Genomic DNA, 21,345 nt, shown 5'->3' with positions numbered 1-21,345 from the left:
ATAAGATGATCCGCATCCTGCTTGCCGAAGATGACGAAGCAATGCGGACCTATCTTGCGCGTGCCCTGCAGAATGCGGGCTATTCGGTTGAAGCCGTAGATCGCGGCACGGCCGCCCTGCCCCTGATCGAGACCGAGCGGTTCGACCTGCTGCTGTCGGACATCGTGATGCCCGAGATGGACGGCATCGAACTGGCGCAGCGCTGCGCCGAAATCAGCCCGAGTACGCGGGTGATGTTCATCACCGGCTTTGCCGGCGTCACCCTGCGCGGCGGCAATGACGCGCCGCGGGCCAAGATGCTGTCCAAGCCCTTCCACCTGAAGGATCTGGTGATGGAAGTGGAACGCATGTTCGAGGATGTGGCAACCGCCTCTCTCTGACCCCGCAACATGCGGGCTTGATAAGCGCCCGCACCGGCGCTAATTGGCCCGCCTGCCGAGCGGCCTTGCCGACCGGCTCCGAATGGCTCGGGCGTATAGCTCAGTGGTAGAGCACTGTGTTGACATCGCAGGGGTCGGAAGTTCAATCCTTCCTACGCCCACCATTCGAAAAGCCCGCCATCCCAACGGGATAGGCGGGCTTTTTCGTGCCCCATGGCAGGCGCGAGTGGTCTGATCCGCAGCCTGGCCCTATGCCCGGTCGTGACCCGCCGCCCGGGCCAGCAACTCCTCGAACGTTAGTGCGAGCCACACCACGGGCGTGGCCAGAAGCACGAGCAGGGCGATCACCGGGCCGAAAAGCGCGAAGCTCAGCGCGTCACCCTTCCCTGCGCCAAGGGCGATGACGACACTCGCGACGAGCAATATGCCAGCCAGATAGGCGTCGAGGACCGGCCGCAGGCCGGTCATGGCCGGCGCTTGCGGAGTAGGCCGCCGAGCAGGGACATGCCGAGGAATGAACAAGGCCGCAGGGGCCGGGCTGCTAGCGGCCCGAATGAGGAACCGGGCCGGGCCTTCATCAGAAAATCTCTTCTCTGTGGCAGGCTGAGCAGCGATTGCCGGGCTGGCAATTCGGGTCGCCCCCTTCGCGCTGCTGACAAGAATCCACGAGCACAAGCAGGCCGTCGATCCATTGCGCCATCCGGCGTAAACCGTTGGCAATGACCTGCCCCGCAGAACCAACTTCCCCACCGACGCACTCGGCGCCCGACGACTCAACTCGCTCCATCTGAGATTCCCCCCGGTATCCCGAAACGAGACAAAAGCATGCCGAGGCGGCGTTCGCCAAGAGTTTTTTTAACCATATTTTCGCTGATCGCGCGCGCCGTTCCGTCAGCACACTATCGGCCCTGGGCAAGCGGGTGCTGACAGGGCGGCGTCGCCGGCGTTACCGCGGGCTCGCGCAGACCGCCCGGGCCAGGATCACCGCTCATTCTTCCCCATCCGCTCAGGCAATGCGGCGCGTGTGGCGGAAGCGGGCGTAGCGGTTGAGCAGATCGTGGATCAGCTGATCGCGGGTGAAGCCGGTCACATCATGCGGCTGGTCGCCTTCCGAGGTGTGCGCCATCGCCCGGTAATGGCGCGGCTCGGCATCCTGCGCCTTGCGCGGTTCGGCCCACACGAAGCTGGGCAGCAGAAACGGCCGGTTGCGGATCGTGTAGCGGAAACTGCCCCGATCGCCGTGGGGGATGGTCAGCTCCAGCAGGTCCCCGTGCTGCGTGAGTTCGGGAGCATAGCCGCTCTCGCGCATCTGTGCCGCCACATCCTCCAGCGCCGGCTGGGCGGTCTCCGCGAGGAAGCGGGCGATATCCTCCTCGTCGAAATGATGCATGATGGAGGTGAGCCGCTGCTGCCACCCCAGCTCCGGCGCGGCGGTTTCGGCCTGCGCCAGCGAAAGATCGGTGGATGTCCCTTCCCGCTCCATCTGCAAGGCGCGGAACAGGCCGTAGCAGATGAACATCATCACCACGGCGAAGGGCAGCGCGCTGGCGATGGCCGCTGTCTGCAGCGCCTCCAGCCCGCCCGCCACCAGCAGCACCGCGGCGATGCCGCCGGCGCAGACGGCCCAGAAGATGCGCTGCCACACCGGCGGATTCTCCGCCGCGCCCGAAGTGATCATGTCGATCACCAGCGCGCCCGAATCCGCCGAGGTCACGAAGAAGGTGATGACCAGCAGCGTCGCCACCAGCGAGGTGATCGCGGAGAGCGGCAGGTGCTGCAGCGTTTCGAACAGGGCGACGGGCAGATTGTTCGCCACCGTGCGCGCGATCGGCGCCGCGCCCGACATGTCGAGCGAGATGGCCGTGTTGCCAAACACCGTCATCCACAGGAAGGTGAACAGCACGGGCACCAGCAGCACGCCGCCGATGAATTCGCGGATCGTCCGCCCGCGCGAAATCCGCGCGATGAACATTCCCACGAAGGGGGACCAGGCGATCCACCAGCCCCAGTAGAACAGCGTCCAGTCCGCCAGCCACGGATTGGGTTCATAGGCATACATGCGGAAGGTGCGCTGCACGACTGCCCCCAGATAGGCGCCGATGTTCTGCACGAAGGCCTGCAGCAAGAACACGGTGGAACCGGCGAACAGCACGAAGCCCAGCAGCACCACGGCCAGGATGATGTTCAGTTCCGACAGCCGCTTCACCCCCTTGTCCAGCCCGAGGAAGACCGACAGCGTGGCCATGGCGGTGATGGAGGCGATCAGGATCAGCTGCGCCGAAGTGCCGATCGGCACGCCGAACAGATAGGCGAAGCCGGCATTCACCTGCAGCACGCCGAGCCCGAGCGAAGTCGCCACGCCGAACATGGTGCCGAGCACGGCGAAGATATCGATCGCATGGCCGATCGGCCCGTAGATACGGCGGCCGATCAGCGGGTAGAGCGCGGAGCGGATAGTGAGCGGCAGGCCCCGGCGGAAGGAGAAATAGGCCAGCGCGAGCCCGACCACGATATAGATCGCCCATGCGTGCAGGCCCCAATGGAAGAAGGTGAGCACCATGGCCTGGCGCGCGGCCTCCACCGTGCCGCCCTCCCCGATGGGCGGGCTGGCATAATGCTGGATCGGCTCCGCCACGCCGAAGAACACGAGGCCGATGCCCATGCCGGCGCTGAACAGCATCGCGAACCACGAGACATAGCTGTATTCGGGCTCGCTATCGTCCGGCCCCAGCCGCACGTCGCCATGGCGGCTCAGCATCAGGTAGATCACGAAGATCAGGAAACCCGCCACGGAAGCGATGTAGAGCCAGCCGAAATCCTGCACGATGAAGCCCTGCACCGCAGTGAAAGCCTCCCCCGCGCGAACCGGAAACAGCGCCCCGGCAAGCGCGAAGGCGAGGATCAGCCCGGCCGAAACGAAGAACACCGGAGGGTTCACCTTCATCCGCATTCGGCTGGCGGATGCGGCTTCCTTCAGCACCGGATCGGGCAAATCATGTCTCCTCATTGCGCTTCCTGCATCTGCCGGACGGGGACGGGGGCAGTCGCGGCTGGTTGCAGACTTTTCGGGCCGGCAATGGGAGAGCGCGCGATGTCCGCTGGCGTTCCGCCTGGCGAGCCTCAGCGCCGCCCGCCGCCCCGGCCGCCCTTGCGCCCGCGCCGCCGGGAACAGGCATAGAGGCAGCCCGCCACCGCCCCGCCGCAGAGCACCGCGACGCCGGCGGCCATTGCCGCACCGAACAGCACCGCGCCCGTCAGCGTCACCACCACGGCCCAGAAGATTTCAAGAAACGACTGCACCCGTGGCAGGCTAAAGCACGCGGCTCCGCTGCGCGAGCAAATCCGCCGCCCGCAAATTGGCGCGCCGCCTTGCATCCCCCTGCGCCGCTGCCTAAGACGCGCCCATATTTGGCGCAATCAGGCAGCAGGATTCCACCGCATGGCGAAGATCAAGGTCGTAAACCCGGTCGTCGAGATCGACGGCGACGAGATGACGCGGATCATCTGGCAGTGGATCCGCGAACGGCTGATCCTCCCCTATCTCGATATCGACCTGAAATATTATGATCTTTCGGTCGAGAAGCGCGACGAGACGGACGACCAGATCACCGTAGATGCCGCCAATGCGATCAAGCAGTATGGCGTGGGCGTGAAATGCGCCACCATCACCCCGGACGAGGCGCGGGTGGAAGAATTCCACCTCAAGCAGATGTGGAAGAGCCCCAACGGCACGATCCGCAACATCCTGGGCGGCACGATCTTCCGCGAACCGATCGTGATCTCCAACGTCCCGCGGCTGGTGCCGGGCTGGACCGATCCGATCGTGGTCGGCCGCCATGCTTTCGGCGACCAGTATCGGGCCACCGACTTCCGTGTTCCTGGCCCCGGCAAGCTGCGGCTGGTGTTCGAAGGCGACGATGGCGAGGTGATCGACCGCGAGGTCTATCAGTTCCAGGCCAGCGGCGTTGCCATGTCGATGTACAATCTCGACGATTCGATCCGCGATTTCGCCCGGGCGAGCTTCAACTACGGCCTCAACCTCGGCTGGCCGGTGTATCTCTCCACCAAGAACACGATCATCAAGGCCTATGACGGGCGCTTCAAGGACCTGTTCCAGGAAGTGTTCGAGACCGAAGGCTTCAAGGAAAAGTTCGCCGAAGCGGGCATCACCTATGAGCACCGCCTGATCGACGACATGGTGGCCAGCGCCCTCAAGTGGAGCGGCAAGTTCGTCTGGGCCTGCAAGAACTACGACGGCGACGTGCAGTCCGACGTGGTGGCGCAGGGCTTCGGCTCGCTCGGCCTGATGACCTCGGTGCTGATGACGCCTGACGGCAAGACGGTGGAAGCGGAAGCCGCGCATGGCACGGTGACGCGCCATTATCGCCAGCACCAGCAGGGCAAGTCCACCAGCACCAACCCCATTGCCAGCATCTTCGCCTGGACCCGCGGCCTGATGTATCGCGGCAAGTTCGACAACACGCCCGATGTGGTGCGGTTCGCCGAAACGCTGGAGAAGGTCTGCATCAGCAGCGTCGAAAGCGGGAAGATGACGAAGGACCTCGCCCTGCTGATCGGCCCGAGCCAGAGCTGGATGACCACCGAGCAGTTCTTCGAAGCGATCGTGCAAGGCCTGGAAAAGGAGATGGAATCCTGGGCCTGAGGCACCACGCGGAGGCCGCCGCCTGATGACCAAGAGCAAGGCGCGGCTGGAAATACGGCAGGCCCGGCCGGGCGATGTGGCGGCAATCGCCGCGCTCGTCCGGCGGGCTTATGAAGATCTGCCCCCTTACACGCGCAGCGAATTGCGCGGGCAGATCAACAATTATCCCGAAGGCTGCTTCATCGCCGTGCTGGATGGCCGGCTGGTGGGTTATTGCGCCTCCATGCGCATCGCGGGGGAGATCGCCCTCTCCCCCCACAGCTGGGATGAAATCACCGGCAACGGCTATGGTTCGCGCCACGATCCCAAGGGCGAATGGCTCTATGGCTATGAAATGTGCGTCGACCCCAAGACCCGGGGCACGCGCATCGGCCGCCGCCTGTACGAAGAACGGCGCGCGCTGGCCGAGCGGCTGGACCTGAAGGGCATCGTCTTCGGCGGCCGCATGCCCAACCTCAGCCGTGTGTGGCGCCGGGTGGAAGGGCCGCAGGATTATCTCGACCGCGTGCTCGCGGGCAAGCAGGCTGATCCGGTGCTGCGCTTCCAGCTCGCCAACGGGTTCGAGCCGATCGGAATCCTCACCAACTACCTGCCCGAAGACAAGCGTTCGCGCGCCTTCGCCGTGCATATGGTGTGGCGCAATCCCTATGTGGATCAGGAGGAAGGCCCCAAGCACCGCGTGCCGCGCGGGGTGGAAAGCGTGCGCCTGGCCACCTGCCAGTTGCAGGCACGCGCGGTGAACGACTTCGACGAGTTCATCGGCCAGATCGAATATTTCGTGGACGTCGCGGCCGATTACGAATCGGACTTCATTCTCTTCCCCGAACTGTTCACGCTGATGCTGCTGAGCGCCGAGGCGGAGGAGCTTTCCCCCATCGAGGCGATCGAGGCGCTGAGCCGCTACACGCCGAAGATCCGCAAGGCGCTGTCGGAGATGGCCCTGAAATACAACATCAACATCATCGGCGGATCGCACCCGACGCGCATGAGCGATGGCGACATCCACAATGTCGCCTATGTCTGCCTGCGCGACGGATCGGTGCACGAGCAGGAGAAGATCCACCCCACCCCCAACGAAGCCTATTGGTGGAACATCAAGGGCGGGGATTCGATCGACGTGATCGAGACCGATTGCGGCCCGATCGGGGTGCTGATCTGCTATGACACCGAGTTCCCCGAGCTTGCCCGCCGGCTGGTGGACGAAGGTGCGCGGATCATCTTCGTGCCCTTCTGCACCGACAGCCGCCAGGGCTATATGCGCGTGCGCTATTGCGCGGCCGCCCGCGCGGTGGAGAACCAGTGCTTCGTGGTGATGAGCGGCAATGTCGGCAATTTGCCCAATGTGGCGAATATGGACATCCAATACGCCCAGAGCTGCATCCTCACCCCCTGCGATTTCCCCTTCGCGCGGGACGGCATTGCCGCCGAAGCGAGCGAGAATGTGGAAACGCTGACGATCAGCGACGTCAACCTGGCCGATATCGCCTGGGCCCGCGCGGAAGGCACGGTGAAGAACCTCGCCGATCGCCGCTTCGATCTCTATCGCATCGAGTGGGACGATGGCGGCAAGGGCGGCGTGCTCCACGGCGAACCGCCGCGGATCAAGGGGCAGCCGGGCGGCGGCTAACGCCGGCGCGGCCCCGCTGCCGCCGAGCAAGGAAGCGCATTTCGCAGCCGCGGCTCCGGCCCGGGTGATTGCGCATTGCCGTGCCTGCCCCCGGCGCACATAGTGCCCGGATGCACGGCGAAGCAATTTCCTCCACCATGTCCGACGCTCTGGTGATCCTCGGTGCCGCAGGCATCGTGATCCCGGTTTTCGCGCGGTTCCGCATCACCCCGGTGATCGGCTTCATTCTCGTTGGCTTGCTGGTCGGCCCCTATGGCCTGGGGCGGATGGTCTATAATCACGAGTGGCTCACCTGGGTCACCATCACCGATCCCGAACGGCTGGCGCCTTTCGCCGAATTCGGGATCGTGCTGCTGCTGTTCACCATCGGGCTGGAACTTTCGTTCAACCGGCTGTGGACCATGCGCAAGCTTGTGTTTGGCCTGGGTGCGCTGGAACTGCTGGTCATATCCACGCTCCTCGGGGCCTCCCTCTCCATGCTCGGGCAATACTGGACCGGGGCGCTGGGCCTGGGCCTCGCCCTCGCCCTCTCCTCCACCGCGCTGGTGCTGCCGATTGCGGGCACGCACACGCCGGTGGGGCGCGCCGCGCTGTCGATGCTGCTGTTCGAAGATATCGCCATCGTGCCGATCATCTTCATACTGGGCGCGCTGGCACCCTATGCCGATGCAGAAGGGCTGGACGGGCTGTTCGACACGCTGTGGCTCGGTGCCGTGGTGGTGATCGGCATGATGGTGATTGGCCGCTTCGCCCTGCCCCGTCTGTTCGCGCAGGCGGCGCAGACCAAGAGCCCGGAACTGTTCCTGGCGGCATCGCTGCTGGTGGTGATCGGGGCCAGCCTTGCCACGGGCGTGGTCGGCCTTTCCCCCATCGTGGGTGCGCTGGTCGCCGGCCTGCTGATCGCGGAAACCGAATACCACAGCGAAGTCGAAGGGATCATGGAGCCCTTCAAGGGGCTGGCGCTGGGCATTTTCCTGATCACGGTCGGCATGGGGATCGACCTGACGATGATCTGGGCCAACCTCGGCACGATCACGGCCGCGGTGGTGGGCGTGCTGCTGCTGAAGGCCGTGGTCACGGGCGTGCTGCTGCGCCTGATGGGCGCGCGGCGCAGCACGGCAACGGAAACCGGCATCCTGATGGCGAGCCCATCGGAAACCACGCTGATCGTGCTGGCGGCGGCCACCGATGCGCTGCTGATCCAGCCCGGCACGGCACAGTTCTGGCAGATCGTCACCGCGATCGGCCTCACCATCACGCCGCTGTTGGCCATGCTGGGCCGCAATCTCGGCCGGCGGGTGGAGCCGGTGCCGGAGATCGAGGAGCCGGAGAGTGGCGAGCCGCCGGTGATCATCGTCGGCTGCGGGCGTGTGGGCCGGCTGGTGGCGCAGATGCTCACCCGCCACGGCAAGCCCTATATCGCAGTCGATTCCGATGCCGACATGATCGAGACCTGCAAGCGCGAGGGATATCGCGCCGTGTTCGGCAATGCCGCGCGGATGGATGCGCTGGACAAGCTGGGCGTGGACCGGGCCCCCGCGGTGATCCTGACCATGGACGAACCGGTGCTGGCTCAGCGCATCACGCGCAAGCTGCGCGCCGCCTATCCGCATCTGCCGATCATCGCACGCGCGCGCGATTCCCTCCATGCGGCCGAGCTTTATCGCGCGGGGGCGAGCACCGCCGTGCCGGAAACGCTGGAAAGCTCGCTGCAATTGTCGGAAGCGGTGCTGGTCGATCTCGGCGTGCCGATGGGGCCGGTGATCGCCTCCATCCACGAGAAGCGCGACGAATATCGCGAGCGTATTCGCGAAGGCGGCGCGCTGGAGCACAAGCCCAAGCTGCGCACCTCCACGGCGGAATCAGCAGCCGTCCAGGCGGGGTGACGGCCGGCGGGGGGCACCCCGCCGCCGTTTCCGTTAAGCCGCGGGTACTTCCGCCCCGGCGAGGATGGCCCTGACCGCGGCGAGCGCATCGGCGGCCTTGGCGCCATCCGGGCCGCCGCCCTGCGCCATGTCCGCCCGGCCACCGCCGCCCTGCCCGCCCAGCGCGGCAACCCCGGCGCGCACGAGGCCCACTGCATCGAAGCGGCTGGTGAGATCCTCCGTCACGGCGACCGCAAAGGCTGCGCGCCCTTCGTTCACCGCCACGATCGCGGCAATGCCGGAGCCCATGCGCTTCTTCGCTTCGTCCAGCAGGCCGCGCAGTTCCTTGGGATTCATCCCGTCGAACACCTGGCCCGAGAATTTGACGCCAGCGATTTCCTCGTCCGCTGCGGCCGGGGCCGAGCCGCCCCCACCCAGCGCGAGCTGCTTGCGCGCTTCGGCCAGTTCCCGCTCCAGCTTGCGGCGTTCGTCCACCAGCGCGGCGACGCGGGCTTCCACCTCGTCCGGCGCGGCCTTGAGCGTAGCGGCGACATGCTTCAGCGCCTCCTCGCGGCCGACCAGCCACTGCCGTGCAGCTTCGCCGGTCAGTGCCTCGATCCGCCGCACGCCGGAGGATACCGCGCTTTCGGAGATGATGCGGAACAGGCCGATGTCGCCCGTGGCGCGCACATGGGTGCCGCCGCACAATTCGACCGAGTAATTGCGGCCCTTGCCGCCCCAGTCGCCCCGGCCCATGGAGAGCACGCGGACTTCCTCGCCATATTTCTCGCCGAACAGCGCCATGGCGCCGGCCTCGATGGCTTCGTCCGGGCTCATCAGCCGGGTGGAGACTTCCTCATTGTGGCGGATCTCGCCATTCACCTCGGCCTCGACCGCGGCGATTTCCTCCGCCGTCAGCGGCTTGGGGTGGGAGAAGTCGAAGCGCAGCCGGTCTTCCGCAACCAGCGAGCCCTTCTGCGTCACATGGTCGCCCAGATGGTTGCGCAGCGCGGCGTGCAGCAGATGCGTGGCGGAGTGATTGGCACGGATGCGATCGCGCCGTTCGGCATCCACCTTCAGCCGCACCGTATCGCCCACGGCGATGCTGCCGCTTTCGACGCGGCCCTGCATGGCATGCAGCCGGCCCAGCGGCTTGCTGGTCCCGCTGACCACGATCGACAGGCCGTCTTCGCCCAGGATCGTGCCGCTGTCGCCCGCCTGGCCGCCGCTTTCGCCGTAGAACGGCGTCTGGTTGGTGAGCACGGCCACTTCGCTGCCGGCATTCGCCCGCTGCACTTCCTGCCCGTCCACCACCAGCGCGACCACGCGGCCTTCGCCGTCATGGGCCGCATAGCCGGTGAACTCGGTGGAATCTTCGCGCTCGGCAATGTCGAACCACACTTCGCCATCGGCGGCCGCACCGGAGCCCTTCCACGCGGCGCGGGCGGCGGCCTTCTGCTGTTCCATGGCGGCATCGAAGCCGGGCCGGTCCACCTCGATCCCGCGGGGACGCAGGGCATCGACGGTGAGATCGTAGGGGAAGCCATAGGTGTCATAGAGCTTGAACGCCGTGTCGCCCGGCAATTCGTCGCCCGAGCCCAGCCCCACCGTCGCCTCATCGAGCAGGCGCAGGCCTTTCTCCAGCGTCTGGCGGAAGCGGGTTTCCTCGCGCTCCAGCACTTCCTGGATCAGCGCCTGCGCGCGTGACAGCTCGGGATAGGCCTGGCCCATCTCCGTGACGAGTTCGGGCACCAGGCGGTGCATCAGGGGGCGGCTGGCGCCCAGCAGATGCGCATGGCGCATGGCGCGGCGCATGATCCGCCGCAGCACATAGCCGCGCCCTTCGTTGGACGGCAGCACGCCATCGGCGATAAGGAAGCTGGTGGAGCGCAGGTGATCGGCGATCACCCGGTGGCTGGCCTGCTGCGCGCCTTCGGCCTTCACGCCGGTGAGGTCCTCCGACGCCCCGATCAGCGCGCGGAAGGTGTCGATATCGTAATTGTCATGCACGCCCTGCATCACCGCGGCGATGCGTTCCAGCCCCATGCCCGTGTCGATGCTGGGGCGCGGCAGTTCGGTGCGGATGCCGTCGGCCATCTGGTCGAACTGCATGAACACCAGGTTCCAGATCTCGATGAAGCGATCGCCATCCTCGTCCGGCGATCCGGGCGGGCCGCCGGGGATGTGATCCCCATGGTCATAGAACACTTCGCTGCACGGGCCGCAGGGGCCGGTGTCGCCCATGGACCAGAAATTGTCGCTGGTGGCGATGCGGATGATCCGCTCTTCCGGCAGGCCGGAAATCTTGCGCCACAGGGCGAAGGCTTCATCGTCATCGTGATAGACGGTGACGCTGAGCCGGTCCTTCGCCAGGCCCCATTCCTTCACCAGCAGGGTCCAGGCGTGGAGGATCGCCTGTTCCTTGAAGTAATCGCCGAAGGAGAAATTCCCCAGCATTTCGAAGAAGGTGTGGTGCCGCGCGGTGTAGCCCACATTGTCCAGATCATTGTGCTTGCCGCCGGCGCGCACGCATTTCTGGCTGCTGGTGGCGCGCGGTGCGGGCGCGGCTTCCAGCCCCGTGAAGACGTTCTTGAACGGCACCATGCCCGCGTTCACGAACATCAGCGTGGGATCGTTATAGGGGACGAGCGGCGCGGACGGACGCACGGCATGCTCGTTGGCCGCGAAGTATTCGAGGAAACTGCGGCGAATATCGTTGGTTGAGTTCATCGTGCCTAGCGAATTAGGGCCGGCAAGCGCCCACGACAAGCCGATTAAGCGCGTAGCAGTGTCCGGCGGGTTTGATCAGCGGCAATCAGCCCTTGCGCGCGCTGACGATCCACGCCGCGGCGCGGAGAACGACGAGCCCTTCGTGCAGATTGCGGCGCGCGAGCGCGCGAATGGAATCGAATAGCTCTTCCCTCTCCGCGGCAGGCATTTCAGCAAGGCTGCGCGCGGCCGGGCCGATGACCGAGTAATAAGCGACCGTGTCCTCAACGGGATCCTCGCCGCCGCCGACCACCATGCCGAAATCGACCGGTTCGAAGCGGCAGTCCTGCCAGCCCCCGGCGTTGAGGATCGCTTCCACATGCGCGGGATCGGCGAAGGCGAAGGGGCCGGCAGCATGCGGATCGCGCGGGGCCTCAGCCTGCGGGAGCAGCCGGTTCACTTCGGTGAAGAAGGGGTTGTCCGCCGGATCGCGGAAGCAGGAAAACAGCAGCCGCGCCTCCGGCGCAGCCAGCGCGGCCAGATTGGCGAAGGCCGCCGGCGGATCGGCAAAGAACATCACGCCGTGGCGGGAGACGAGCAGGTCGGGCGCGAAGCCCGGCGCGGGCCGCCAGCGGGCGGCATCCCCCTCGGCAAAAGAAACATTGGCGAGATTAGCCCCGCGCTCCTGCGCGATCGCGACAAGCGCGGGCGAGACATCCACGCCGAGGATCTGCGCGGCAGGGGCAGCGCGGCCCAGCGCGAGCGACAATTCGCCGGCGCCGCAACCAATATCCAGCGCTTGCCGGAAGCCTGCCTGATGGATGCGGCCGAGCAATTGCTCCGTCAGTGCGCCGAAGCTTCGGTCGGTCCGGCGCCACTCGGCCGCCCAGATCTCCCCGGTCTTGCCCGACCATTCATGCACCTGCGCCACTCGCATTCCCCGCTTCGATCAGAAGCGGCAAAGTAGCAGGCAGGCGGTGGAAAGAAAGCACACAGAAATGGGCAGAAGCCAGACGCGGAGAAGCCGGCGCAGGCCCCGCAGGGTGTTCCGCGCCGGCTCCGGTTCCGCAAGCACATCCGCCCTCACCGGACGGATGGCTTCTTGAGGATCAGCTGTCGGGTTCCGCGTCCGGGCCCGTCATCATCTCCTCGGCGACGGCATCGGTGCGGCTGCGGATCGCAGCTTCCAACCTGTCGCAAATCTCGCGATTTTCCTTGAGGTAGGTCTTGGCGTTCTCCCGGCCCTGGCCGATGCGGATGCTGTCATAGCTGAACCAGCTGCCCGACTTTTCCACCAGGCCCGCCTTCACGCCGAGATCGAGGATCTCGCCGATCTTGGAAATGCCTTCGCCATACATGATGTCGAATTCCACCTGCTTGAACGGCGGAGCGACCTTGTTCTTCACCACCTTCACGCGGGTGGAGTTGCCGATGATATCGTCCCGATCCTTGATCTGGCCGGTGCGGCGGATATCGAGGCGGACGGAGGCGTAGAACTTCAGCGCATTGCCGCCGGTGGTGGTTTCCGGATTGCCGTACATCACGCCGATCTTCATGCGCAGCTGGTTGATGAAGATCACCATGCACTTGGACCGGCTGATCGAACCGGTGAGCTTGCGCAGCGACTGGCTCATCAGTCGGGCCTGCAGGCCGACATGGCTATCGCCCATCTCGCCTTCGATCTCGGCCCGGGGCACCAGCGCGGCGACCGAGTCCACCACCAGCACGTCGATCGCGTTGGAGCGTACCAGCGTGTCAGTGATTTCCAGCGCCTGTTCGCCCGTATCCGGCTGCGAGACGATGAGCTCGTCGATATCGACGCCCAGCTTGCGGGCATAGACCGGGTCCAGCGCGTGTTCGGCATCGACGAAGGCCGCAGTGCCGCCGGCCCGCTGCGCTTCGGCAATCACATGCAGCGCCAGCGTCGTCTTGCCCGAGCTTTCCGGTCCGAACACTTCGATCACGCGACCCTTGGGCAGGCCGCCCACGCCGAGGGCAATGTCCAGCCCCAGCGAGCCGGTGGAGATCGCCTCCACCTGCATGGCTTCCTTCTGGCCCAGCTTCATTGCCGAACCCTTGCCGAACGCCCGATCAATCTGCGCGAGTGCGGCGTCGAGCGCCTTCTGACGGTCCACGTTAGCTTCCTTGCCTTCTACCAGTTTCAGACTCGCCGCCATGACATGGCCTCCGTCAGTTTCCTAGAGCTGCCTGCCAACTCTTCAACTGGCGCCTTCGTATTCCATTTGTTCTACGAGAACAAGGGGGGAACGAAATTTTTCCGTCATGGCCGGACAGGCATTGCGCTCCAGCGGAGCGTGCGGCGGCTGCCCGCCGGCACCGTCACCTCTTGCACCAGCTCTCCATCCTTGACGGAAACCTTCAATCCTTCGAGCTTCCATTCCCGCGGTGATCCGGCGGTGAGGCGAACGGTAACCGGGCTGCGACCGGCATTGCCGATGGTGATTTGCGTGGCGAGGCCATCCGCAGGGCTTGTGTCGGTCGTACGGCACTGGGTGAAGACGGAGGACGCCGGGCCAAGCTCGACTTCGACATCCTGCCCGCTGGCATGGTCGCGCAGGCGCGGTTCGCCGACGAATTGCTCACCACTGTCCGAAGGCTCGAAGAAGCTGATTCCGCCCATCGGCAGCGCCACGCCGAGGCCGTGGCGCTTGTCGTTCACGGTGGCGAACAGGCGGGTGGCGGGCTGCACCGCATCCTCCAGCGTGCCGGGTTCGCAGCGCGCGGTGTAGAGCATCCGGCCGCGCACCTCTTCGCGCTGCAGGAAAGCCACCTGCTTGAGGCTCTTGGCGGAGACGGTCACGGGTTCGGGAACGCGGTAGAGCTTGAGATCGCCCACATCCTCTTCCCGGGCGACCATGCCCGCGGCCGACTGCATCACCTTGGGCGCGATGCGCGCGCCGGTGACCACGATGGCCGCATCCATCGCCATCGGAGCGATCCCCGGCGGCGGGGGCGCTGGCGGTGGTGGTGGCGGCATGCTGCCGGCGGAAGTGCTGCCGAGCGGATAGCAGGTGAGCGACAGGGGCCGCGCCTGCGGGGGCTCGGCCAGCGAGGCGAAATCGCTCTCGACATTGAGCCGCCCTGCCACCACCAGCAGCTCCGCATCCGGGAAGCTCTGCCCATTGTCGTTGAGCAAGGTCAGCCAGCTGAGCAGGCGCAGGCGCGTGTCCGCCTTCCGGCGACCGCCCTCCTCCAGCGTGGCGACATAATGCGCCTGCCAGTCGAAGCCCCAGGCGATGTAGCTGAGCTGCACCGTATAGGTGCCGCCCGTGGGGTCGCGCGTGTCCAGCGTGAACACCGGCTGCGCCGAAAGTCCCGGCGGGACATGGGCGAAGCTCAGCGTCTCCGGCAGGCCGGCGCAGCGCACTGCCTCGAACCCCGCCTCCGTTTCCAGCACCAGCCCGCCATCGGCACGGGTGCGGACCACCGCCTGCTCGCTCTCCTGCCCGCCGGTGGCGGGGTTGGTGCGCGTGATGGTCACGCGATTGCCCAGCGTCCCGTCCACCAGCGCGGCGGGGCTGAGCAGGTCGGCGTTACGGTTCTTCTCGATCGTGCCGCCCGGCAGGCCGGTGACGATGGCGCTCACCGCCACCATGCCTTCCGCAACGCCGGTGAAGCGGATGGTCGATTCGCCCGGCGGCAATGTGACGGTGCGCGTTTCGGTGATCACCGCAAAGCCGAGGGGGTTGTACCGGTCGAGCGTCTCATCCTCGCTCCGGTCCGGATCGCGATAGATGGTAACGGCGAGATGCTGCGGGGCGGAGGCTTCCACCGCCTCGCGCGCGGAGGCTGGCGCCCACAGCACCGCGCAGCCCAGCGCCAGCGCGACCGCGCGTCTGCAGGGGGCAAGAGAACCGGCGCCCCGGCGCATCGGCTCAATACCGCGTTTCGTAGGTGACCCGCACGATCCGCTTGCCGTTCGCCGGCACGCTGATCGTGTATTTGCGCTGGTCGGCATTGATCTGCTCACCCGGCACATCCTCGCTGGTGATGCGATAATCGCGCCGCCACCAGCCGTGGTCGAGCCCCGCCTGGGTCAATTCCACCTCCACCGGCGCAGGCTTCGCATTGGTAAGGGTGTAGCGCATGGTGGTGCGATAGAATTCGACCGCGCGCTCCTTCTCCACTTCGCGTGCCACCACCCCGTTCTCGATCACGCGATAGCGGGCGCTGCGCTCATATTCGGCGGAGGGGATGCGGTCGCGGCTTTCCACTTCGGCCTGCACGAAGACATCGAAGGCATCGCCCGTGGTGAGGGCAAGTTCGCTGCCCATGGGCGTGTGGCCGATGGCGCTTTCGCCGATGAATTGCGGGCTGCCCTGCGCATCGCGCTGATAGAAGCGGACCGTGCCCGCCGGCAGCGCATCGCCCAGCCCGCCCTGGCGTGAGCTGGAAAAGGCGATCTGGCTGGTGGCGTTCACCGGCGCATCGTCGGAAACGAGCCAGTCCACCGTGCGGCCATAGATCTTGCGCGCAGGCACGCCCTCCACATCGAGAAAGCCGACCTGCTTCGTCTGGGCGTTGGCGATCGTGGTGCGCCCGGCGATCGGATAGAGATAGAAATCCCCCAGCTGTTCCCGATCTGCGGTTTCGGTGCCGGGCACCATGCGTGCGGTGCGGCCGGGTTGGAACGGCCGCTGCGCCGCCTGCATCATGGGCGATCCCGCCACCAGCAACGTGTTGGTCTGATTGAAAGTAGTGCCGGTGGAATTGCTCAGCGTCACCCAGCCCTGCATGTTCACCCGCCCCTGTGCCTCGTCATAGAGGGCGACATAGTCTGCCGCCCAGCCGAGGCCCGGGGTGAGATAGCGGATGGAAGCCGGGCGGCGCCCGGCCCGCTGGCTGTCCAGCGTCACTGACAGCGTCGGCCGCGCGCGCAGATTGGCGGGCACTTCGTCAAAGATCACGCGAACCGGCAGCCCGTCGTCACGCAGCACTTCGATGTGATCGCCCACCTGCAGCACCACACCGCCGGCGGTGGACAGCACCTTCGCCCTTTCGCGCGTTTCCACCCCGGTGGCCGGATTGGTGCGCAGCAGGGTGACCGTCTGGCCGATGGCCTTTTCCATCATCTTGCCCGGCGTCAGCAGGTCGAAATCGAAGTTCTGCTCGATGATCGCCGTGCCATCCGCGGCGAAGCCGAGCGTTTCGGGCCGGATCTGGGCGGACACATCGGGGAAGGCGATCGTGCTGCGGCCCGCGGGAATGTCCAGCTGGCGGACATCCTGCACCAGCGCGATGCCGTTGTTGTAGATCGTCACCGACAGATCGCCCTGGGCGGAGCGGGCGGCATCGGGCGAGGCGGCTTGCGCCAGCGCGGCCGCGGGGGAAAGGGCGGCGGCGGAAACGGCCAGCAGGGCCAGGCGGTGCAGTCTCATCTTCTCTCCCCCCACGGACAACGGTGAGCGCCATGCTGCGCCCCGCCGGTTTATGCCGGCTTAACGCCCGGCGCCTTCACCGGCGATTTGCGCGCAGCGCCTGTTCCACCTTCTGGGCGATCTGTTGCACGCTGAACGGCTTGGCGATGAAATGCATCCCGTCGATGTCGATTTCGCGACGGAGTTGTTCCTCGGCATAGCCGGACATGAACAGCACCGGCAGCCGTGGATGGAGCTTGCGGATCTCGCGCGCCATGGCCGGGCCGTCCATGCTCGGCATCACCACATCGCTCACCACCAGGTCGAATTCCTCGCCCGACTGGATGAGCTCCACCCCTTCTTCGCCGTCACTCGCGGTCACCACCGCATAGCCCTGCCGCGCCAGCGCGCGTTCGGCCACGGCGCGCACCATGTCCTCGTCCTCCACCAGCAGGATGCGCCCGCCGCCGGACCATTCGCGGGTCTCTTCGTCTTCCTCCGCCTCCACCTTGAGCCGTTCCTCCTCGCTCATGTGGTGGACGGGAAGATAGATGGTGAAGCGGGCCCCGCGGATCGCGCCGTCGGGGAATTTGGCGTTGTCCGCGAAGATGAACCCGCCCGATTGCTTGACGATGCCATAGACGGTGGAAAGGCCCAGTCCGGTGCCCTTGCCCACTTCCTTGGTGGTGAAGAAGGGTTCGAATATCTTGGACAGATGCTCGGGCGCGATGCCGCCGCCGGTGTCCTCCGCGATCAGCACGGTGTAGTCGCCCGCGGGAATGATCTCGCTGCCCATGCGGCGGATGTCGATCGCTTCCACCCGGCGCGTGGAAAAGCTCAGCGTGCCATGGGCATGTTCGCCGTGCTTGGCCTGGATCGCATCGCGCGCGTTGACGGCGAGGTTGATGATCACCTGCTCCAGCTGGCGCGGATCGGCGCGCACCGGCCCCAGATTGCGGTCGTGATGCGTCCGCAGCGTGATCTTGGCGCCCAGCAGGCGCTTCAGCAGCTGCGAAACCTCTGCCAGCACATCGGGCAGTTGCAGCACTTCGGGCTGCAGCGTCTGCTGGCGGGAAAAGGCCAGCAACTGCCGGGTCAGGCTGGCCGCGCGGTTGGAATTGGCGCGGATCTGCTGGATATCGTCATAATCGCTGTCGCCCGGCGTGTGGCGCAGCAGCATGAGATCGCAATAGCCGATGATCGCGGTGAGCACATTGTTGAAGTCGTGCGCCACGCCCCCGGCCAGCTGGCCCACCGCCTGCATCTTGGTGGCCTGCGCCACCTGCCGCCGCAGCCGCGTTTCCTCCGTGGTATCGGCAAGGCTCAGCAGCACCGCCGCCTCTCCCAGCCCGCGCACGCCTGCAAGGCCGAGCGAAACCGGTTCGTCCGGCTCGCGGCGCAGCCGCACGGCAATGTCCCCGCTGGAGGCCGGCCCCTGGGCGTAACGGCGCACCGCATCGGACAGGGCCGTCTTGTCCTGCCGCACCACCAGATCGGACGGATAGGGCGGCACCCCCTTGGCATCCACGCCCGCGGCACGGCGGAATGCCGGATTGGCGAACAGGAAATGGCCGTCCCGATCGGTCATGGCGAGGCCAAGCGGCAATTGTTCCAGCAGGCCTTCCAGCTGCGGCGTCTGGCCCGACACTTCCGTGCCCCAGCCGCCGAAGCCGGCCGCACTGTCGAGCAGCAGCATCAGCACCGGGACTTCCGCCGCCGGCTGCGGCGCCTCCGGATCGGCCAGCGGCACCTGCAGCAGCATCTGCGGCGATCCCTTGCGGCCTTCGCGCGCGAAATAGATCCGGTCCCGCTCATCGGCGCGCAGCAGCGACACGAACTCCTGCCCGGTGAGGCTGGCGGTCTCGTCTCCGCAGGCGCGGCGGGCAAAGCCGCGGCTGACCGTGCGGATGGCGCCATCGGCCCCAACCAGCGCCACTTCGATTCCGGCGGCGCTCAGCATCGCGCCCAGCATGCCGCTGATCTGCGCGCCCATGCCCTGCAGCGGTTCCGAACGCGCCACGGGCGTGAAGCGCCACACCAGATATTCATCGGCCCGGCCCGCCCGCTGCGCGCTGGCGGTCCATGTCTGCCGCTCGTCGGCGATGGTGAATTCGGCGCACTCCCCGTCGCGCCAGGCGGCGCGAGCGGAGCGGCTCAGCAATTCGGAGGAGGCCCCGTCCACCGGCAGGCGCGGCGGCGCGTAGCCGGAGCCGAACCAGAGTTCATAGGCAGCATTGGCACACACCAGCCGATTGGCGCGATCGGTGATGGCAACGGCGCAACCGGGCTGCTCGATCGCACAGGCGGTCACCGACCAGTCGGTGATCTCGGCAGCAGCGGCATCCAGCGGCACAGCATGGCGCCGCGCGGAAGCAAAGGCCACCAGACCCAGCACCACCAGTCCGCCCGCATAGGCCAGCGTCACCAGCGCGCTGGCGGTGACGAGCTGGATCATGGCGATGCTCGCCAGCACCGCCGCCGCCACGGCCAGCGTATCCGTCAGCGGCCTTGAACCCTGCTGGACGGTAAATCCCAGTCGCTTGATACTCATTCCGCGGGAAGGCGAGCAAAGCGCCCTGGGCGCCGCGTCCATCTGCGCGCGATGATCAAGCGCCACACGAGGCTGGAGACCAGATAGCCCAGCGCCGCAGAAGTGACCGACAGCACCACGAAGCCGAAGGCGGTGACGCCCGCCGTTTCAAGGAACCAGCCGAAGCTCTGCCACCGCCCGCTCTGGATCTCGCCATGCGCGACGCCGCCCGTCACCGCATCGATCTTCAGCACGAAACGGCCGACCTTGTTGGCCGTCAGCAGCCAGAACGGCAGCGTAAAAGGATTGGTCACGAAAGTGACCAGCGCGGCGAGCGGCACATTGGCCCGCGCCGGCAGGGCGAGGAAAGCGGCGAGGAAGATCTGGCCCACCGGCACGATGAAGCCTGAAAACAGCCCCAAAGCCACACCGCGCGGCACCGAACGGCGCGTGAAGCGCCACAGTTCAGGGCTGAGGAAGCGATGCGCGATGGGCGCAAGGAAGCGATTGCCCGCAAGCTCTTCCCGCGTGGGCATTTTGGGCACCCTGCGCCTGAGCCATCTGCCGATCCCGCCAGCCATCGCGCGTTCCATACACCTTTCGCCTCCACGAAAAAGAGGCGCCTAAACCAGTAAGGACAAACCGCCGCTTAACAGCGGCTAATCGCAAAAAGATCAGCCGCGTTCGCGCATCAGGCGCGCCTTGTCGCGCTGCCAGTCGCGTTCCTTGATCGTGTGGCGCTTGTCATGCGTCTGCTTGCCCTTGGCGAGCGCCAGCTCCACCTTGGCGCGGCCGGTGGAATTGAAATAGATGCTGAGCGGAATCAGCGTCATGCCCTTGCGCTCCACCGCGCCCAGCAGCTTCTCGATCTCGCGCCCGTGCAGCAGCAGCTTGCGCGGCCGCTTCGGCTCGTGATTGAAGCGATTGCCGTGGCTGAATTCGGGGATATTGGCGTTGACCAGCCAGGCTTCCCCGTCGCGCACTTCGGCATAGCTTTCGGCGATGGAGCCTTCGCCAAAGCGCAGGCTCTTCACCTCCGTGCCGGACAGCGCGATCCCCGCTTCGAATTTCTCTTCGATGAAATAGTCGAACCGCGCCCGCCGGTTCTCGGCGACGGTCTTCTGCTTGTCGAAGGTGGAGGGTTTGGGACGCGCCATAGGGAAGCCGCATGTAGGGGCGGGCGCGGCGAAACGAAAGGCCCGCCCGCCGCGCCGCGCGAAATCAGATCAGCCCCAGCCCTTTCAGCGCCGCATCCACCGCATCGCGCCCCGCCTGGCTGCAGGGTGCCAGCGGCAGGCGCACCTCGTCATCGAACCAGTCGTGCAGGCGCGACAGGGCGTATTTAGTGGGCGCGGGGCTGGCATCGGCGAACAGGGCGCGGTGCAGCGGGAACAGCCGCTCGTGCAGGTCGCGCGCAAGGGCGAAATTGCCGTCCGCACAGGCGGCGTGGAAGGTGGCGCACAGTTTCGGCGCCACATTGGCCGTCACCGAAATGCAGCCGGTCTGGCCGAACGCATAGCCGCCCAGTGCCAGCGGATCGTCGCCCGAAAGCTGGCAGAACTGCGGCCCTGCCCCCATCCGATGTGCGGTAATGCGGGTGAGATCGCCGCTGGCATCCTTGATTGCCACGATCTTGTCCGGAAAGCGCCGGTGAAGCTCCACCACGGTCTCGGCCGAGATATCGGTCACCGTGCGGCCGGGCACATTGTAGAGCACGATCGGCAGATCGCTCCGCTCCGCCAGATAGGAAAAATGCGCCAGCAGCCCCGCCTGGCTGGGTCGATTGTAATAGGGCGCCACGATCAGCGCCGCATCGGCCCCCGCATCGGTCGCCTCGCGAATGTGCCACAGCGCCGTCTGCGTATCGTTGCTGCCGCAGCCCGCGATCACCGGCACGCGCCCGGCCGCCTGTTCCGCGCAGAGCGAGATCACCCGGTGATGCTCGTCATTGTCGATGGTGGAGGCTTCGCCCGTGGTGCCGCAGGGCACCAGCGCGGAAGATCCGTTCTCCACCTGCCAGTCCACGAAGCGGCGAAACGCCGCCTCATCCACAACTCCTTGGCGAAAGGGCGTGGCAAGCGCCGGAATTGAACCAGAGAACATTTGCACCGCTCCCGCCTTGTCCTGTAACCAGAAGCTGGTGCCTCTGCAGAATCCGTGTGGAAAAGGCGCTCCGTTAAGCCCCTGATAAGG

The 21,345-nt window shown here is 66.2% G+C and carries 16 protein-coding genes and 1 tRNA gene; 5 read left to right on the top strand and 12 right to left on the bottom strand.

From position 1 onward, the window contains the following. Window positions 1-5 precede the first annotated feature (5 nt). On the top strand, window positions 6-380 hold the full coding sequence (gene cpdR, locus AEB_RS08765; RefSeq protein WP_119082845.1) for a cell cycle two-component system response regulator CpdR: 375 nt from the start codon (window positions 6-8) through the stop codon (window positions 378-380). 89 nt (window positions 381-469) lie between these two features. Then, window positions 470-544, top strand: a tRNA-Val gene (locus tag AEB_RS08760). 85 nt (window positions 545-629) lie between these two features. Here AEB_RS08760 and AEB_RS08755 read toward each other — a convergent pair. The 3 genes from AEB_RS08755 to AEB_RS08745 all read right to left on the bottom strand — a co-directional run bounded on the left by AEB_RS08755 (window position 630) and on the right by AEB_RS08745 (window position 3,680). Beyond that, the gene (locus tag AEB_RS08755) at window positions 630-848 is read right to left on the bottom strand and encodes a hypothetical protein (RefSeq protein ID WP_119082844.1); all 219 of its coding nucleotides are present in this window, start codon (window positions 846-848) and stop codon (window positions 630-632) included. A gap of 538 nt (window positions 849-1,386) precedes the next feature. Continuing rightward, window positions 1,387-3,387, bottom strand: coding sequence for a BCCT family transporter (locus AEB_RS08750; protein ID WP_231958969.1), 2,001 nt, complete (start codon window positions 3,385-3,387; stop codon window positions 1,387-1,389). A gap of 113 nt (window positions 3,388-3,500) precedes the next feature. After that, window positions 3,501-3,680, bottom strand: a complete 180-nt coding sequence (locus AEB_RS08745) for a hypothetical protein (protein WP_119082843.1) — start codon at window positions 3,678-3,680, stop codon at window positions 3,501-3,503. A gap of 139 nt (window positions 3,681-3,819) precedes the next feature. On the opposite strand from AEB_RS08745, the gene AEB_RS08740 reads away from it, so the two are divergent. The 3 genes from AEB_RS08740 (at window position 3,820) to AEB_RS08730 (ending at window position 8,556) form a co-directional block, all read left to right on the top strand. Then, window positions 3,820-5,043 (top strand): NADP-dependent isocitrate dehydrogenase, encoded by a 1,224-nt coding sequence (locus AEB_RS08740; protein ID WP_119082842.1) that lies wholly within the window; start codon window positions 3,820-3,822, stop codon window positions 5,041-5,043. A 25-nt stretch (window positions 5,044-5,068) separates the two neighbouring features. Beyond that, window positions 5,069-6,670 carry a GNAT family N-acetyltransferase gene (locus AEB_RS08735; RefSeq protein ID WP_442858056.1) on the top strand — a complete coding sequence of 534 codons (1,602 nt, stop codon included), beginning with the start codon at window positions 5,069-5,071 and terminating at the stop codon, window positions 6,668-6,670. A gap of 110 nt (window positions 6,671-6,780) precedes the next feature. Further along, window positions 6,781-8,556 (top strand): cation:proton antiporter domain-containing protein, encoded by a 1,776-nt coding sequence (locus tag AEB_RS08730; protein ID WP_119082840.1) that lies wholly within the window; start codon window positions 6,781-6,783, stop codon window positions 8,554-8,556. Window positions 8,557-8,589: 33 nt separating this feature from the next. On the opposite strand, the gene alaS is transcribed toward AEB_RS08730, so the two are convergent. The 9 genes from alaS to dapA all read right to left on the bottom strand — a co-directional run bounded on the left by alaS (window position 8,590) and on the right by dapA (window position 21,255). Continuing rightward, window positions 8,590-11,265, bottom strand: coding sequence for an alanine--tRNA ligase (gene alaS, locus AEB_RS08725; RefSeq protein ID WP_119082839.1), 2,676 nt, complete (start codon window positions 11,263-11,265; stop codon window positions 8,590-8,592). Between the two features lie 85 nt (window positions 11,266-11,350). Beyond that, the gene (locus tag AEB_RS08720) at window positions 11,351-12,181 is read right to left on the bottom strand and encodes a class I SAM-dependent methyltransferase (RefSeq protein WP_119082838.1); all 831 of its coding nucleotides are present in this window, start codon (window positions 12,179-12,181) and stop codon (window positions 11,351-11,353) included. Window positions 12,182-12,353: 172 nt separating this feature from the next. Then, window positions 12,354-13,421, bottom strand: a complete 1,068-nt coding sequence (gene recA / locus AEB_RS08715) for a recombinase RecA (protein WP_119082837.1) — start codon at window positions 13,419-13,421, stop codon at window positions 12,354-12,356. A gap of 104 nt (window positions 13,422-13,525) precedes the next feature. Further along, window positions 13,526-15,136, bottom strand: a complete 1,611-nt coding sequence (locus AEB_RS08710; protein WP_119082836.1) for a DUF4139 domain-containing protein — start codon at window positions 15,134-15,136, stop codon at window positions 13,526-13,528. A 4-nt stretch (window positions 15,137-15,140) separates the two neighbouring features. After that, complete coding sequence (locus tag AEB_RS08705; RefSeq protein WP_119082835.1) at window positions 15,141-16,643, bottom strand: DUF4139 domain-containing protein; 1,503 nt, start codon at window positions 16,641-16,643, stop codon at window positions 15,141-15,143. A 76-nt stretch (window positions 16,644-16,719) separates the two neighbouring features. After that, the gene (locus tag AEB_RS08700; protein WP_119082834.1) at window positions 16,720-19,173 is read right to left on the bottom strand and encodes a hybrid sensor histidine kinase/response regulator; all 2,454 of its coding nucleotides are present in this window, start codon (window positions 19,171-19,173) and stop codon (window positions 16,720-16,722) included. Continuing rightward, on the bottom strand, window positions 19,170-19,688 hold the full coding sequence (locus AEB_RS08695) for a DUF2062 domain-containing protein (RefSeq protein ID WP_119084549.1): 519 nt from the start codon (window positions 19,686-19,688) through the stop codon (window positions 19,170-19,172). Before AEB_RS08695 ends, AEB_RS08700 begins: the two co-directional genes overlap by 4 nt. A gap of 138 nt (window positions 19,689-19,826) precedes the next feature. Then, window positions 19,827-20,309: an SsrA-binding protein SmpB gene (smpB, locus tag AEB_RS08690; RefSeq protein ID WP_119082833.1), complete on the bottom strand. Its 483-nt coding sequence runs from the start codon at window positions 20,307-20,309 to the stop codon at window positions 19,827-19,829. Window positions 20,310-20,373: 64 nt separating this feature from the next. Continuing rightward, window positions 20,374-21,255, bottom strand: a complete 882-nt coding sequence (gene dapA / locus AEB_RS08685) for a 4-hydroxy-tetrahydrodipicolinate synthase (protein ID WP_119082832.1) — start codon at window positions 21,253-21,255, stop codon at window positions 20,374-20,376. Between the last annotated feature and the right edge of the window lie 90 nt (window positions 21,256-21,345).

Origin of the sequence: Altererythrobacter sp. B11, from assembly GCF_003569745.1 — a bacterium.
Taxonomy (GTDB): domain Bacteria; phylum Pseudomonadota; class Alphaproteobacteria; order Sphingomonadales; family Sphingomonadaceae; genus Croceibacterium_C.
This window is presented reverse-complemented; position numbering and strand designations above follow the sequence as displayed.

Excerpts from the sequence above, each read along its gene's own strand:
- cpdR (WP_119082845.1), top strand. The coding sequence starts at position 6 with ATGATCCGCATCCTGCTTGCCGAAGATGACGAAGCAATGCGGACCTAT.
- AEB_RS08755 (WP_119082844.1), bottom strand. The coding sequence starts at position 848 with ATGACCGGCCTGCGGCCGGTCCTCGACGCCTATCTGGCTGGCATATTG.
- AEB_RS08750 (WP_231958969.1), bottom strand. The coding sequence starts at position 3,387 with ATGAGGAGACATGATTTGCCCGATCCGGTGCTGAAGGAAGCCGCATCC.
- AEB_RS08740 (WP_119082842.1), top strand. The coding sequence starts at position 3,820 with ATGGCGAAGATCAAGGTCGTAAACCCGGTCGTCGAGATCGACGGCGAC.
- AEB_RS08735 (WP_442858056.1), top strand. The coding sequence starts at position 5,069 with ATGACCAAGAGCAAGGCGCGGCTGGAAATACGGCAGGCCCGGCCGGGC.
- AEB_RS08730 (WP_119082840.1), top strand. The coding sequence starts at position 6,781 with ATGCACGGCGAAGCAATTTCCTCCACCATGTCCGACGCTCTGGTGATC.
- alaS (WP_119082839.1), bottom strand. The coding sequence starts at position 11,265 with ATGAACTCAACCAACGATATTCGCCGCAGTTTCCTCGAATACTTCGCG.
- AEB_RS08720 (WP_119082838.1), bottom strand. The coding sequence starts at position 12,181 with ATGCGAGTGGCGCAGGTGCATGAATGGTCGGGCAAGACCGGGGAGATC.
- recA (WP_119082837.1), bottom strand. The coding sequence starts at position 13,421 with ATGGCGGCGAGTCTGAAACTGGTAGAAGGCAAGGAAGCTAACGTGGAC.
- AEB_RS08710 (WP_119082836.1), bottom strand. The coding sequence starts at position 15,136 with ATGCGCCGGGGCGCCGGTTCTCTTGCCCCCTGCAGACGCGCGGTCGCG.
- AEB_RS08705 (WP_119082835.1), bottom strand. The coding sequence starts at position 16,643 with ATGAGACTGCACCGCCTGGCCCTGCTGGCCGTTTCCGCCGCCGCCCTT.
- AEB_RS08700 (WP_119082834.1), bottom strand. The coding sequence starts at position 19,173 with ATGAGTATCAAGCGACTGGGATTTACCGTCCAGCAGGGTTCAAGGCCG.
- AEB_RS08695 (WP_119084549.1), bottom strand. The coding sequence starts at position 19,688 with ATGCCCACGCGGGAAGAGCTTGCGGGCAATCGCTTCCTTGCGCCCATC.
- smpB (WP_119082833.1), bottom strand. The coding sequence starts at position 20,309 with ATGGCGCGTCCCAAACCCTCCACCTTCGACAAGCAGAAGACCGTCGCC.
- dapA (WP_119082832.1), bottom strand. The coding sequence starts at position 21,255 with ATGTTCTCTGGTTCAATTCCGGCGCTTGCCACGCCCTTTCGCCAAGGA.